Source organism: Glutamicibacter nicotianae (genome assembly GCF_006539525.1).
Taxonomy (GTDB): domain Bacteria; phylum Actinomycetota; class Actinomycetes; order Actinomycetales; family Micrococcaceae; genus Glutamicibacter; species Glutamicibacter nicotianae.
This window is the reverse complement of sequence record NZ_BJNE01000011.1, coordinates 100312-115130: the sequence shown is the minus strand read 5'-3', so window position 1 is coordinate 115130 and position 14819 is coordinate 100312. Positions and strand designations below refer to the sequence as shown.

General features: G+C 59.3%; 13 protein-coding genes. 11 read left to right on the top strand and 2 right to left on the bottom strand.

The window, feature by feature from the left end; all coding sequences use genetic code 11:
- The coding region (locus ANI01nite_RS12730; protein WP_170214646.1) for a lytic transglycosylase at nt 1–631 on the bottom strand (631 nt) is incomplete at its 3' end.
- Nucleotides 632–836: 205 nt separating this feature from the next.
- Between ANI01nite_RS12730 and ANI01nite_RS12725 the strand changes: the two genes are divergently transcribed.
- The gene (locus ANI01nite_RS12725) at nt 837–1190 is read left to right on the top strand and encodes an Rv2175c family DNA-binding protein (RefSeq protein WP_038990532.1); all 354 of its coding nucleotides are present in this window, start codon (nt 837–839) and stop codon (nt 1188–1190) included.
- A gap of 97 nt (nt 1191–1287) precedes the next feature.
- On the opposite strand, the gene ANI01nite_RS12720 is transcribed toward ANI01nite_RS12725, so the two are convergent.
- Complete coding sequence (locus ANI01nite_RS12720; RefSeq protein ID WP_083586590.1) at nt 1288–2394, bottom strand: polyprenyl synthetase family protein; 1107 nt, start codon at nt 2392–2394, stop codon at nt 1288–1290.
- A 161-nt stretch (nt 2395–2555) separates the two neighbouring features.
- Here ANI01nite_RS12720 and dinB point away from each other — a divergent pair, with 161 nt between their 5' ends.
- From dinB to murD, 10 genes are all read left to right on the top strand, one after another.
- Nucleotides 2556–3722 carry a DNA polymerase IV gene (gene dinB / locus ANI01nite_RS12715; RefSeq protein ID WP_141358397.1) on the top strand — a complete coding sequence of 389 codons (1167 nt, stop codon included), beginning with the start codon at nt 2556–2558 and terminating at the stop codon, nt 3720–3722.
- Between the two features lie 182 nt (nt 3723–3904).
- Nucleotides 3905–4288 (top strand): SCO2097 family morphological protein, encoded by a 384-nt coding sequence (locus tag ANI01nite_RS12710; protein ID WP_038990529.1) that lies wholly within the window; start codon nt 3905–3907, stop codon nt 4286–4288.
- Between the two features lie 530 nt (nt 4289–4818).
- The gene (mraZ, locus tag ANI01nite_RS12705) at nt 4819–5232 is read left to right on the top strand and encodes a division/cell wall cluster transcriptional repressor MraZ (RefSeq protein ID WP_038990697.1); all 414 of its coding nucleotides are present in this window, start codon (nt 4819–4821) and stop codon (nt 5230–5232) included.
- Nucleotides 5233–5402: 170 nt separating this feature from the next.
- On the top strand, nt 5403–6395 hold the full coding sequence (gene rsmH, locus ANI01nite_RS12700) for a 16S rRNA (cytosine(1402)-N(4))-methyltransferase RsmH (protein WP_038990528.1): 993 nt from the start codon (nt 5403–5405) through the stop codon (nt 6393–6395).
- A gap of 43 nt (nt 6396–6438) precedes the next feature.
- Nucleotides 6439–7167, top strand: coding sequence for a cell division protein FtsL (gene ftsL / locus ANI01nite_RS12695; protein ID WP_141358395.1), 729 nt, complete (start codon nt 6439–6441; stop codon nt 7165–7167).
- Nucleotides 7168–7241: 74 nt separating this feature from the next.
- Complete coding sequence (locus tag ANI01nite_RS12690; RefSeq protein WP_254589895.1) at nt 7242–9056, top strand: peptidoglycan D,D-transpeptidase FtsI family protein; 1815 nt, start codon at nt 7242–7244, stop codon at nt 9054–9056.
- The gene (locus ANI01nite_RS12685) at nt 9050–10642 is read left to right on the top strand and encodes a UDP-N-acetylmuramoyl-L-alanyl-D-glutamate--2,6-diaminopimelate ligase (RefSeq protein ID WP_073706011.1); all 1593 of its coding nucleotides are present in this window, start codon (nt 9050–9052) and stop codon (nt 10640–10642) included. The genes ANI01nite_RS12690 and ANI01nite_RS12685 overlap by 7 nt, the downstream gene beginning before the upstream one ends.
- Before the next feature lie 50 nt (nt 10643–10692).
- Nucleotides 10693–12150, top strand: coding sequence for a UDP-N-acetylmuramoyl-tripeptide--D-alanyl-D-alanine ligase (locus ANI01nite_RS12680; protein ID WP_038990525.1), 1458 nt, complete (start codon nt 10693–10695; stop codon nt 12148–12150).
- The gene (mraY, locus tag ANI01nite_RS12675; RefSeq protein ID WP_038990524.1) at nt 12147–13250 is read left to right on the top strand and encodes a phospho-N-acetylmuramoyl-pentapeptide-transferase; all 1104 of its coding nucleotides are present in this window, start codon (nt 12147–12149) and stop codon (nt 13248–13250) included. The genes ANI01nite_RS12680 and mraY overlap by 4 nt, the downstream gene beginning before the upstream one ends.
- Nucleotides 13232–14776, top strand: coding sequence for a UDP-N-acetylmuramoyl-L-alanine--D-glutamate ligase (gene murD, locus ANI01nite_RS12670; protein WP_141358393.1), 1545 nt, complete (start codon nt 13232–13234; stop codon nt 14774–14776). Before mraY ends, murD begins: the two co-directional genes overlap by 19 nt.
- The last annotated feature ends 43 nt before the right edge of the window (nt 14777–14819 follow it).

The window sequence follows — 14819 nt, the reverse complement described above, 5'->3', positions numbered from 1 at the left end:
AAGACTTCTTCGCATGGGTTGCACCGCTGGAGCTCGAAGCCGAACCCTTGACCTTGATCTTGTCGCCGGGGAAGATCACCTTGCTTGCCGAGATGTCGTTCTTGTCTAGCAGGTCCGACAAGCTCATATTGTGCTTGCGAGCAATGGCGCTGAGCGTATCGCCATTTTTAACCGTGTAGGTGGACGCCGATGACGAAGAGCTTGAAGACTTGCCCTTGGAGCTGCTCTTTGAAGCATGACCGGAGACCTTGAGCGTCTTGCCGGCAATGATCGAATCGTTCTTGAGGTTATTGAGCTTCTTCAGCTCGGATACCGTGGTGTCGTATTCCCGAGCGATACTCCACAGGGATGCGCCTGCTGGAATCTTGATCTCGGAAACATCTCGTTTCGCTGGCAAGCCCAACGTAGATACGCGCGAAGCGATCAGGTGGGCTTTTATCTGGTCCTCAGCAACCTTGATGGTCTCTGGAGTTACCGCCTTGGCAAAGCTTCCTGAGGTGTTAGGAATAATCGTCGGTGCTGCCTGCGCTGCTGGAGCCAAGGCGAGACTACCGATGACCGCAGCGGGAATGGCCGCGCCTGCTACAACGCCTAACGCATGCTTGGAAGCATGTTTGGATTCGTGGGCCATGAAGTCAATCCTCATTTATACGGTGAAAATAACGGGCTTTGCTCCGCAGGTAACAAAGGGAAATCGTTCCTCATGTTGTCTGTGATGCAATTGTTATCAAAGTGATACAAGAAAATTTACACTACTACTGTGACTGATGGGAACTGCTGAGGTGGGTTTCATCCAGATTTCTGCGCGGATCAGGAATTTGTGGGAACCTTGAGAGGTGAAGGAAACCGTAGAACTCGTCGGCCAGTGGCTGACCCTGCCCGATGTGGCTGAAGAATTAGAAGTAGACATTCGCCGTGTGCACCGCCTGCTTGATGAGCGTGCCATTGTTTCGTTGAGAATTGGCGAACGCAATGTCCGTTCGATCCCTGCAGATTTTCTCCAAGACGGCATCGTGGTTGAAAGCCTGAAAGGCACCCTCTCGGTACTGTCGGATTCCGGCTTCTCGGATGAAGAAGCCATTGTATGGCTGTTCACCGAGGATGAGTCGCTGCCTGGCACGCCAATGAATGCTTTGCGTACGGGGCGAAAAACCGAGATCCGCCGCAGGGCGCAGGCACTGGGCTGGTAGGTCCGAAAGAAGTTGCCCCAGCATAAACAAAAGGTCTCAACCATCATCCTGACGGATGCATGGTTGAGACCTTTTGTTTAATTTTAGTAACGTCTCGCTATTTACTTCTCTTTGTCACGGCGTCGCTAAGCTGTTGCATTCCCGCCAGGGCCAAGGGGGAGACCTGCAATGCTTCGAGCGCGAGATCTGATTGGGTAGTCAATTCGCTAATGCTCTGCTCCGTTGCCGCCAAAGCACCGCTATCACGCAGAATATTGCTGAGCCGTGCAACTTCCTCTTGAGAGAGATCCGCTGCGCCGAGACGCCCCTGAATGAAGTCCTGTTCGTCAGGAGTTGAAAGCAGCAGTGCATGGGCAATCAACTCAGTCCGCTTGCCTTCCAGCAGATCGCCGCCTGTCGGTTTGCCGGTGATTTCTGGATCGCCAAACACGCCCAGGACATCGTCACGCAGCTGAAACGCCTCGCCCAGTGGAAGCGCGAATTCAGAGTAGTGATTCAAAAGCACTTCACTGGCCCCTGCCAACGCGCCGCCAAGTAAGAACGGGTTTTCGGTGGAGTATTTCGCTGACTTGAAGCGCACGATGGTGCGAGCGCGCTTGACCGCTTCCTTCGGATCGTAGGCAGGACCTGCAGACTCTTCGAGAACATCGAGATATTGACCGGCCATCACTTGGGTGCGCATTTGATTGAAGATGGTTCGCGCCCGAGGGGTGAGGGACGTAATGCCCGAGAAAACTTCCTCGCTTAGTGACAGGCATAGGTCACCGGCAAGGATTGCGCTGGCCGTGCCGTAGCTCGAAGCGCTCCCTGACAGTCCAAGCTGCAGGTGCTGGGCCTCGAATCGCTTATGGACGCTCGGCTGGCCGCGTCGGGTATCCGAGTTGTCAATGATGTCATCGTGGATAAGCGCTGCACCCTGGAAGAGCTCCAAGGCGGCCCCGAGGCGAACAATGTCGCGATCTTCAGGTTGTCCGCCGGCGCCAAGGTAGCCCCAGAAGGCGAACAGCGCACGGAGACGCTTGCCGCCACGGGTCAGCGAGGTGATTGCATTGACGATTTCGATGGCGCTGCTGGTGATTTGACCAACTTCATCGCTTTTCGCAGCCAGAAACTCCTCCAGTAGTTGAGCAACATCAGAGGTGTAGCTGCGGCTCAAGCCCTGGGCTTCACTGCTGAGGGCCGGCACGGAATCAGGCATCGACATGCAAAATCATTTCTACGGGTAAGCAACTGGTGGTTAGCAACAACTCTACCGGTGATTCTCGTCTGGCAAAGAAGGCACTGCTGGATTCAGCTCGTGGGCTAAACTCGAATATACATTCGAGCACGCTGATGGTGCGGCCATAAGAAGGGGAGAGGGTTGGAATGACGGAGCGAGCGATCCTGCATGTCGATATGGATGCCTTTTTCGTTTCCGTGGAACTGCGCGACCGCCCTGACCTGGTGGGCAAGCCAGTCATTGTGGGGCACCCTTCAGGACGCAGTGTCGTGCTCTCTGCCTCTTATGACTGCCGAGCCCGAGGGATCCATTCGGCGATGCCGATGAGCCAGGCCATCCCGCTGATGCCGGAAGCTACTGTGATCGAGCCAAGCCATCACAAGTACTCGGAAGCCTCAGCGCAGATCATGGCCTACTTCCACACGTTGACTCCCCTCGTTGAGCAAGTCAGTGTTGACGAAGCATTCCTGGACGTTACGGGAAGCATGCGCATGCTTGGCGGTCCGGTGCAAATTGCCCAGAAAATCCGCGAATACATACGCGCGGAAATGGGCCTGACAGCAAGCGTGGGCATCGCAAGGAACAAATTCGTTGCGAAACTGGCCTCGACCTACGCCAAGCCAGACGGATTGGCTGTAATTGCCCCCGAGAGAACCGAAGAATTCCTGCACGAATTGCCGGTGTCAAAAATGTGGGGCGTGGGAAAACGTACCGCCGACCAGCTCCATGCCTTGGGAATTGAGACCGTTGGGCAGCTTGCTACCGAGCCGGAAGCGCGATTGATCAGCCGGCTGGGGGAGCATGGCCGGGCCCTGCGCCTGCTCTCTCGGGGGATAGACAACCGTCCGGTGGAAGTTAGCAGGGATGAAAAAAGCATCTCCTCTGAACACACGTTCGCGGTTGACATCACCGAGCCGCAGGTGCTTGAGGGTGAGCTCTTGCGGCTAAGCCATAGGGTCGGTCAGCGACTGCGGCAGCACGGCAAATCAGCCAACGGTGTTGGGATCAAGATCAAGTACAAGGACTTCTCTGGAATTACGCGTTCCAAGGCTCTTGCTGCCGCTACAGATTCATCTACGAAAATTAGCGAGTCCGCTCTGGCACTGTTGCGGAAATTGACCCCGTTGGCCCAACCAGTCCGGTTGATCGGAGTGAGAGCTGAAAGATTGCAAGATTACGAGTTGGGTCTGCAATTCAGCTTGGACCCGCGTGAAGAGAAGGCGCGAGAAGCAGAACGGATCGCTGACCAGATCGGACAGAAATTTCCGCAGTCCATTGTGACCCCGGCTCGTTTTCTGCGACCCAAGGAATAAACGCATTCTGTGTAGAACGTATGGATATCTGGACAGTGGTGAAGATCAACTAGCAGGGCGAGTGCAAAAGAGTCTATCCTTGAAGTAAGTTCAATCGAATCCGGGGAACTTTTCCCATTGGCGCGACGTTGAACTTGGAGACGGTGGACGACCGTCAGGTTTGCCTTTGGAAGGAGAAGACGATGCCGCTATCGGAGCACGAGCAGCGTTTGTTGGAGCAGTTGGAAAAGCAGCTGCATGAAGACCGTCGCTTCGCTTCCAGCATGAAGGGCCCATCGGGCACGGGGCGCCTGTCGACCCGCAATATTGTTTTGGGCATCTTGCTGGTAATCGCCGGCCTTGCGGGGCTCATTTTTGGAATATCCCAGCACATCATCATCGTTGGCGTCCTCGGTTTCGCCGTGATGTTCGCAGGTGTACTGCTCGCCTTGACAAAAACGGCTACCGGAAAAATCGGTCCTTCCAAGGGAGCGGGCGCAAAATCGGCCAGCAAGAATAATTCGCAGTTCCTTTCCGGCCTGGAGGAAAAATGGAACCAGCGGAAACGTGATCAGTCCGATAGCTGATCAGCAATAGATATTGAGGTGTGACCCTAAGGGTTGCACCTCTTTTTCGTTTAAGCTGTGCTCCTTGCGCCGAGGCAGCCCCTGTGCGCCAGATGCCGCGATGCGAGAGATTTGGCTTAGGGCCGAGAATGGTTGCCCTGGATACTCGGCATGTCAGCGTCGGGGGAACGCACCAAATTCTAGTGATCTTGGATTCTCTGCAGATTCCAAGGTTCAGTTCCACCTGGTTGGCCGAGCCGGCCTCCACTTTCCTCCCCGGGGTCCTCCACTTTCCACCACAGCGCCTGAAATTAGCTATATTCCGGGGATTCTGCGCGTCAAATTTCTGAATGATGCTCCACCGGGCCGAGTGATGATCCAATTCCCTCCACCTGAGCATAGGCTGAGCACCCGCTAGATTCAGCTGTTTTTTAAGTCCATACCCTCGCGAAACCACTGAAATTGCATTGACAGTGGAGGGTTGTGGAGTAAAGTGGAGGCAAGTAGAGAAGAATGGGGCTTCCGGCCACTTCACGCGAAAGGTGGTGTGCATGTTCTTAGGAACCTACACACCGCGTCTCGATGAAAAAGGCCGGTTGATTCTTCCAGCTAAATATCGGGATGAGCTGTCCTACGGGTTGGTTCTCACCCGTGGCCAAGAGCGTTGCATTTACGTTTTCAGCCAGCGGGAGTTTGAGAAGCAGCACGAGCAACTGGCGCAGGCTTCCTTGACTTCTCGGCGAGCACGCGACTACGCACGTGTGTTTCTCTCAGGGGCCTCGGATGAAGTTCCGGATAAGCAGGGACGCGTAACGATTCCGCAAGTGCTGCGCACTTACGGAGGCCTGGATCGGGAGGTCACAGTTATCGGTGCGGGTAACCGTATTGAAATCTGGGATTCAACTGCATGGCAGCAGTACTTGGACGAACAAGAAGACGTGTTCTCCGATACCGACGAAGACTAGGCCCTCGGGCGCTAGGCCGACAAGACACACCGTTTGTTGGGATGAGATCTCCAGCCACCATGGGGTAGACAATCGTCTGGCTTCACTTCCCCGGAGCCAGAAGATTGGATCGCCACTTGGTTGGAGGGGGATCTGATCTCAACAGCAGATCGAAAGCGAAAGGGGGCGCAGTGCCAAATCAGGATTCCCAACGACCAGCATCCGAACGCCACGTTCCAGTACTTCTGGACCGATGCGTTAATTTGCTAGCTCCAGGTATTGAGCGAGCCAATGCTGAAGGCCGTCGGGCAATTGTGGTTGACTGCACCCTCGGCATGGGCGGGCATTCCGAAGCCATTTTGCGACGGTTCGATAATTTGCACCTGATCGGTCTAGACCGTGACGAGCAGGCGCACGAACTTGCGGGTGCTCGACTCGCTCCGTTCCAAGACCGGATCGACCTCGTGCACGCCGTGTACGACGAAATTGCGGATGTCGTGGAAGACCTTGGATTCCCTGGCGTTGACGGCGTCTTGTTTGACCTCGGCGTATCTTCGCTGCAGCTCGACGAACGCGAACGCGGTTTCGCCTATTCCTATGATGCTCCGCTGGATATGCGCATGGACACTTCGGTCGGTCCAACTGCCGAGGACCTCGTCAACGACTTGGAACGCGACGAACTGCTTCGAATTATCCGGCAGTGGGGCGAAGAGAAGTTTGCCGGCCGCATCTCAACGGCAATCGTCGAGGCGCGTGCCAAGAACCGCATCACCAGCACCGCTGAACTCGTTGACGTGATCCGCAGCGTCGTGCCGGCAGCGGCCGCCCGAAACCATGGCCACCCTGCCAAGCGAACGTTCCAAGCCCTGCGTATTGCGGTGAATGAGGAACTTGACGTCCTGGAACGCGCCATCCCGGCTGCAATGGGGGCCTTGAACGTCGGCGGACGCGTTGTCGTCATGAGTTATCACTCTTTGGAAGACAAGATCACCAAACGGCACTTCGTCCAAGGATCAACCTCGTCGGCTCCTCCGGGGTTCCCGGTGGAACTGGATGAACACAAAGCTGAATACAAGGTGCTCACCAAGGGCACCGAGAAGCCAAGCGATCACGAAATAGCAGAAAATTCACGTGCAGCCTCAGCCCGCCTGCGTGCTGTGGAACGAGTGTTGAAGAGGAGCTAGCATGAGCCAACGAGCCCAGCGCCGCGTGCAGAAGACCGCAGCCGTGAACAGCCAGCCGGTTGTCGACGGTAACACTGCGCGTGTAATGCGACCCGAGCCCGTCCCAGCTAGCAACCTGCCTAAAGGGGATTCGCGCCAGCGCGTAACGCTTTCGCTGGTTCCCAAAATGAACGAGACCAACAAGCGCTCCATGTTCACCATGTCTGCGGTGCTGATCTTCTTGGCCTTCAGCGTGATCGTCACGCTGGTGCTGCTCAATACTTCGGTAGCTCAGCGGCAGTACGACATTGTGAACTTGCGATCGCAGGAACGAGCACTCTCCCAAGAGAATCAGGCGCTGCTGAAGGAAGCACAGTCTTTGGCAGCACCGCAGGCGCTGGCCGCAAAGGCAAAGGACCTCGGCTTGGTTTCGCCAGGCGCTCCAGGGTTGATCAGCCTCTCCGAGGGCAAGGTTACCCAGGACGCTGAGAAGGCCGTCAAGGCCAAGAACAGCAAGCAGGAATATGGAACTATTCCGCTGCCAGGCGACAGCATCCGCAAGGGCGAAAGCAAAACCGATGCCAACGCATCAAACACGCCGAAGACCACTGTGGGTAAAGCCTCAGCAGATTCACAGAAGGAATCAGGAACGACTGATGGTTCCAAGGAACCTGAGGTGAAGGCCGAGAAAACCGAACGTGAAATCGACAAGGACGGCCGCCCAGTGTTCCAGGACACTGAGCTAAATGGGGGCACGATCCCTGCACCAAGCATCAAATCCCCAGCAGAGTAGCCAGCTCTTTCTAAGCTAGATACAGGTGGCTGCCGCTGCTGGAAAACCGCGCTGAGGGAAAGTTAGGTTCTTTTGTGAGCTCGACCGCAATCGACACTGCAAAAAAGCGAATGCGCTTAGTGCTGATCCTCTCCGTGGTTTTGCTGCTGGTGATCCTCGGGCGGCTTGTCTGGGTTCAGGGCATCAACTCGGCAACCATTGCCAACGCCGCGCAAGAGAATCGCGAACGCGTAGAAACCATTGCGCCCAATCGCGGATCCATTGAAGACCGTAATGGCACCACGCTCGCTGTCTCCGTGGACCGCTACGATCTGGTCATCGACCAGCGCAAGCAGGGCGAGACCATTCGCCGCGCAAAGCGGGACGGCACCAACGGCCAAGAACGCATTACATGGGACCAGGCCATTGATGAACTAGCCGAAACCCTGGACCAGGATCGCGAGGAACTGGCCAAGAAGGTGCGTCCGCAGGGGGACGCCGAGCCGAAAGGCTACGTCGTGCTGGCCAAGAGCGTGACCCCGGAAGTGCGCAACGAAGTCCTTGAAATTGGCATCCCGCGCCTTGCCTCTTTGCTGCGCAGCGAACGCCAATACCCGCAAGGCGTGATCGCCGGACCATTGCTGGGCTTCGTGCGCAACTCCGAAGACCAGACATCCGTGGTTGGTGCCGAAGGCCTGGAATTGAGCCAGGAAGAACACCTCGCCGGTAAGGCAGGCAGCCGCAAATACGAGATCAGCGCCGATGGCGTGCGCATTCCTGTCACCGAGGTCGAAGAAACCCCGGCCGTCGATGGGCAAGATGTCATCCTCACCATCGACTCGGACATCAACTACGTCGCCCAGCGCGCAGCGGAAAAGAAGCAGGCCGAATTCAATGCCGAATGGGTTTCCGTGGTGGTCATGGAAGTCGACACCGGCAAGATTCTGGCCATCGGCGACTCCGCGGAATTGGATCCGAACGATCCAGGCGCCACCAAGCCCGAATTCCGCCGGTCCACCTCCATCACCCGTGCCTTTGAACCGGGTTCCACCGGCAAGGCCCCGATCTTCGCTGCCGCTATCGACCAGGGCGGCGTGGATCCGCTAACCGAGATGCGCGTGCCGCACAAGAAGACGTTCACCAAGGAAACCATCAACGACTCCTTGGAACACCCGACGTACGACATGACCGTTTCGGGCATCTTTGCCCGCTCCTACAACACCGGTACCGTGATGGTCGGCAACACGATGAGCAAGCAGACCCGCTACGACTACATGCGTGCTTTCGGATTGGGTTCGCCCATCCGCGTAGGGCTCAACGGCGCCAGCGCTGGTCAGCTCGCCCATCCCGAGAACTGGGACCGGCGCCAGCAGTACACCACCATGTTCGGCCAGGGCTATTCGCAGACCGTGCTGCACACCGCCTCGATTTTCCAGACCTTGGCCAACGAAGGCGTTCGGCTTTCACCGAGCCTGATTGAGGGCTACCGGAACGAAGATGGTTCGATCACCAAGATTCCGGCGCCTGAAAAGAAGCGCGTGGTCAAGAAGAGCACAGCTGAGGAAATGCTCAAGCTCATGGAATCGGTCGTGGACCACGGCACCGGCTACAAAGAGCGCATTCCCGGGTACCGAGTGGGCGGCAAGACCGGTACCGGCCAGGCGGCAAGCGCCAAGGGCTATGACGGATATACTTATTCCTTTGCGGGTGTTGCCCCGCTAGAGGATCCGCAGTTCGTGGTCGTGGCAACAATGTACCGGCCGAAGGGCAACTGGAAAGACTTCTCGGTAGCGGATACGTTTACCGATGTCATGAGCCATACTCTCAATACATTCAATGTGCCGCCGAGCACGACTAAATCAGAGGCGTACGACGTCTTTGTAGGTGAGGATCAGAAGAAATCTTGGTAGTCCAGAACCCCGACACTCCGCGTGAGCTAGAACGGTACCTACGCCCGGACAGCACCGCCGGCATTGGCTTCGACCAGCTCTGCGGAACAGCAGGTGCGGTGCGAACTGGAGCATTGCTCAACGCCGCTCCGCAAATTCTCGGTGTCAGCCTCAACCCGCAGATCGTCCAGCCAGGAGACGTCTTCCTCGGCATCTCCGGCGCCAAGCGCCACGGAGCCGAATTCGTGGACACCGCAATCGGCAACGGCGCAGTGGCGATGATCACCGATACCGCCGGACTCGAATTCCTCGGCGATGATCTCGCAATCCCGGTGGCTGTCGTGGCCGACGTCCGCAAATCCGCCGCAGTGATCGCGCAGGCCGTCTACGGAACGGACCAGCGCAGTCCGAAGCTGTTCGCCGTGACCGGCACCAACGGCAAGACGACCACCACCTTCATGATCCGCGCAATCCTGGATGCCCTGGGCGAAGAAACCGGCTTGATCGGCACCATCGAGATGTCTGCCCGCGGGCAGATCATCCCCAGCGTGCTGACTACCCCGGAATCCACCCAGCTGCACGGGGTGCTTTCGCGCATGGCCCAGCAGGAAGTGGCTTCGGTGGCCATGGAGGTCTCCAGCCACTCGTTGAGCTACGGACGGGTCGATGCCCTGCGCTTCGCCGTGTCCGGATACACCAACTTGACGCAGGACCACTTGGACCTGCACGGCACGATGGACGAGTACTTCGAAACCAAGGCCGAACTGTTCACCGCCGAACGCTCCGATCGCGCCGTGGTCATGGTCGATGACGTATACGGCCAGCGTCTGGCCGATCGCGCCCTGGTGCCCACCGAAACACTGAGCCTTGATGGCGATCATGCCACGGCGCACTGGCGGGTCACCGAGCTGGAGCACTGCGGCCTGGGCCACAGCTTCACCCTGGTCCACCGCGACGGGCGCCAGCTGCGGACCCGTACGCTGCTGCCAGGCATGTTCAACGTCGCCAACGGCGCCCTAGCGGCCCTGATGGTGCTCGCTGGCGGCGCAGACCTCGACGCCTTGCAGCGTGCCCTGGATTCCAAGGACCCGCTGTCGGTCGCCGTTCCCGGACGCATGCAGGTCGTAGGCGAGTCACCGGTCGCCGTTGTCGACTTTGCCCACAATTCAGATGCCCTGGCCAAGGCCTTGGATTCCATCCGCCCGGGGGAGCAGGGCCGTCGCATCGTTGTCTTCGGCGCCACCGGAGAACGCGATAAGACCAAGCGCCCGGATATGGGAGCGGTAGCGGCCCGTCATGCCGATATCGTGATTGTCACCGACGACGATCCCCATGGCGAAGACCCGGCGCCGATCCGCGACCAGGTTGCCTCCGGCGCACAGCACGTGCTCGAATCCGAGCGTCCGCAGGTGCAGCTGTTCAACATCGCGCCACGCGCCAAAGCCGTAGAGTTCGCTGTGAGTTTGGCCGGTGCCAACGATGCGATTCTGGTGGCCGGGCGCGGACATGAAGTCAGCCAAGACGTCGCGGGAATTGACGTGGAACTGGATGATCGGGTGGAACTGGCGAACGCACTGAATCTTCATGGATTTGTGACCAAATCCTAGAACGTACAAGACCACTATCGCCACCGCTCAAGTGTAAAGTCCTTATTGCCATGATTGAACTGTCTCTGACCGACCTGCTGGACATCACCGGAGGAAAGGCGACTGCCACAGCCGCCTCCGACACGGTGATCACTTCCGTGACCACTGACTCGCGCGAAGTCGTCCCGGGTGCCTTATTTGTTGCCAAGCCCGGAGAATTCTCCGACGGGCACGCCTTTATCGACCGTGCACGCGCCGCCGGCGCCGTGCTGGCCCTAGCCGAACGCGTGACCTATGACGAAGACCGCAGGGAGCACCCGGCGGTCATCGTTGACGATGCGGTGGAAGCGATGGGCAAAATCGCCGCCCGCATCGTTGCGCATCTCAAGGAAAAGAACGACGCCAAGGTCGTGGGAATCACCGGCTCGGCCGGCAAGACCACCACCAAGGACCTGCTCGCAGGCATCTTGTCGCAGGTGGCGCCGACCGTGTCGCCCATTGGCTCCTACAACGGCGAAGTCGGCGTACCGCTGACGGTTTTCAACGCCACCGAAGAGACCAAGTATTTGGTAATCGAGATGGGTGCTACCGGCATCGGCCACCTGACCTACCTCACCGATATGGTGCATCCCCAGGTCGGCGTCGTATTGTGCGTCGGCACCGCGCACGCCGGCGAATTCGGCGGGGTGGAGAACATCGAGAAGGCCAAGGGCGAGCTGGTAGAGGCGCTGGACGCCGACGGCATCGCCATCCTGAATGCCGAAGACCCTCGCGTGGCCCGCATGGACTCGCGTTCCGGGGGAGCAGTGCGCTTCTTCGGCACCGGAAGCAGCAAGCCGGAGAACGCTGGAGTCTGGGCCACCGACGTTGCCGTGAACAAGCACGGGCAGCCAGAACTCACCCTTGAGTTCCCCGGCGGCTTCAGCAAGCGGATCACCTCGGGCCTCTTGGGCCGCCATCATGTCACCAACATCCTCGCCGCAGCCAACGCAGCACTGGCGCTGGATGTTGCCCCGGAGCTGATCTGCGCCGGCCTTGAAGGCCGAGCCGCTGGCAGCCGCTGGCGGATGGAACGCATCGAGCGCCCTGACGGCGTGAGCATCATCAACGACGCCTACAACGCGAACCCCGAATCAATGCGTGCCGCGCTGGTGACCCTGGCCGAATTGGGCCTGGGCGCCGACGGAGCACCAGGCCGGCGCACCTGGGCGGTGCTGGGCGAAATGCTGGAACTGGGAGATGACAGCATCCACCAGCACGACCTGCTGGGCCGCATGGCAGTTCGCATGAACATCAAGAAACTTGTAGTGGTAGGCCGCGGGGCCAAGCCCGCCTACAACTCCGCTGTGCTCGAAGGCAGCTGGGGCGACGAGGCCTTCTACGTGGAAGACGTGGATGAAGCCCGCGCACTGCTGCAGGAGCAGCTGCAGCCGGGTGATATTGCGTTGTTCAAATCGTCCAATGGGGCAGGCCTGCGTTTCCTCGGCGACGAGATCGCGGCATTCGCGAAGGAAGGCGATAACGCATGATCGCATTGATCCTGGGGGCAGGCATTGCCCTCGTGCTGACCATGGTGGCCATGCCGCTGTACATCCGCCTGCTCACCAAGAAGCAGTACGGCCAGGTCGTCCGCGATGACGGGCCGAACTCGCACGCCATCAAGTCCGGCACCCCCACCATGGGCGGGGTGGTCTTCGTGCTGGCCGTGTTCGTGGCGTACTTCGCCACCCATGGCATCCTTTCGCTGATGGGGCGCACCTCGTCGGGAATCACCGCCAGCGGCCTGCTGGTGCTGATGCTCTTCGGCGGCATGGGCCTGGTCGGCTTCCTCGATGACTTCATCAAGATCTTCAAGAAGCGGTCATTGGGCCTGCGCGCCTGGCAGAAGATCGTCCTGCAGGCTTTCTTCGGCATCAGCTTCGCCGTGCTGGCCTTGCAGTTCCCGAACGAGCAGGGCCTGACCCCCGGCTCCACCGCGATTTCCTTCCTGCGCGACACCAACATCGACCTGGCATTTGCCGGGCCGCTGCTGGGCATGGTGCTGTTCGTGCTCTGGGCAAACTTCATTGTTACCGGCGCCACCAACGGCGTGAACCTCACCGACGGCCTGGACGGGCTGGCTACCGGTGCCTCGATCATGGTCTTCGGCGCGTACACCCTGATGGGCATCTGGCAGCAGAACCAGGCCTGCAGCAACATCGACTCGCTGGATGTCTGCTACTCGGTGCGCGACCCGCAGGACCTGGCGCTGCTGGGAGCCACGCTCTCCGGTGCGCTGATCGCCTTCCTCTGGTTCAATGCCAAGCCGGCAAAGATCTTCATGGGCGACACCGGCTCGCTGGCCATTGGCGGCGCCGTGGCGGCCTTCGCGATCCTTTCCCGCACCCAGCTGCTGCTGGTGGTCATCGCCGGCCTGTTCGTGATCATCTCCCTGTCGGTCATCATCCAGGTGGGCTACTTCAAGATCTCGGGCGGCAAGCGCGTGTTCAAGATGGCACCGCTGCAGCACCACTTCGAGCTCTCGGGCTGGTCCGAGGAAAACGTCGTTATCCGATTCTGGATCCTTGCCGGCCTGTTCGTGGCCGCGGGCCTGGGTCTCTTCTACTCTGAATGGGTTGTCGCACTGTGAGCGCAAACGCTGGCAAATCACTGGACTCGCTGAACAGCTGGGATGCTGATTGGAAAGGCCTGCGTGTTGTCGTCGCAGGATTGGGGCTCTCCGGATTCTCGGCAGCCGACACCCTCATCGAACTCGGCGCCATCGTCACCGTGATCGATGGCCGTGACGACCAGATGAACCAGCAGCGCGCCGAGACCCTGAAGATCGTCGGCGCCCACGAGGTGCTGCTCGGCACCGCCAACGTCCAGTCCCTGCCGCTGGTCGATGGCCAGCAGGCCCAGCTGGTGATGGTTTCCCCGGGCTGGAACCCCCGCAACCCGGTCATCGCGGAAGCAGAGTCCAAAGGCATCGAGATCTGGAGCGATATCGAGTTGGCATGGCGCGTGCAGAACCGTGCCGGCCACACAGCGCCGCAGTGGCTGGCCATCACCGGCACCAACGGCAAGACCACCACCGTGGGCATGACCGAAGCGATCCTGCGTGCCGAGGGGCTGAAAGCCGTCGCCGTCGGCAATGTCGGCACCCCGATCCTCGATGCGGTGCGCGAACCGGTGGACTACGACGTGTTCGCCGTCGAGCTCTCCAGCTTCCAGCTGCATTACACGCACAGCATCTCGCCGGTCGCCTCGGTGGTCCTCAATCTGGCCGAAGACCACGTGGACTGGCATGGCGGTTTCGAGAACTACAAGGCCGCCAAGGCGAAGATCTACGAACGCACCCAGGTGGCGGCGATCTTCAACGCGGCTGACGAGGTCACCATCACCATGGTGGAAAATGCTGACGTCATCGAAGGCTGCCGTGCCATCGGCTTCACGACAGATACCCCCGCGGTGTCGATGGTGGGCGTTGTCGAGGGCCTGCTGGTGGACCGCGCCTTCATCGAAGAGCGCAAGACCAGTGCGGTGGAACTCATCGCGCTGAAGGACATCGGCGAGATTGTTCCGCGCCATACCGCCGCCAACGCCGCCGCCGCCGCGGCGCTGACCCGCGCCTACGGCGTGAGCCCGGAAGCAGTAGCTGAGGGCTTGAAGAACTTCGACTCCGGAGACCACCGGATCCAGGCCGTGGCCCGCAAGGACGACATCCTGTGGATCAATGACTCCAAGGCCACTAACCCGCACGCGGCCGACGCTTCGCTGGCGGCCTTCACCCGTGTTGTGTGGATCGCCGGCGGAGTGTCCAAGGGCGTGGAATACGGGGAGCTGATCGCCAAGCATGCCCAGCGCCTGGCCAAGGTGCTGCTCATCGGCACCGACACCGCGGGCCTGCGCGAAGCGCTGGCCACTCACGCACCAAAGGTCGAAGTCATCGACATCACCGGCGAGGCACAGGGCAACGACGGATCAGCCCCTAGCGGTGCGCAGGTCATGACCCGTGCGGTGTCCAAGGCCGCCGAAGTTGCCGAGGCAGGGGACACGGTGCTCATGGCACCGGCCGCGGCCTCGATGGACCAATTCAGTTCCTACGCCCAGCGTGGCAACGCATTTATCGCTGCCGTCAGTGATCTGATGGATAAAGCTGGCGAAGAGAAGTAGTCGAGAGCTGACCGAACAAACGAAACCAAGGCAGGAGGCACCG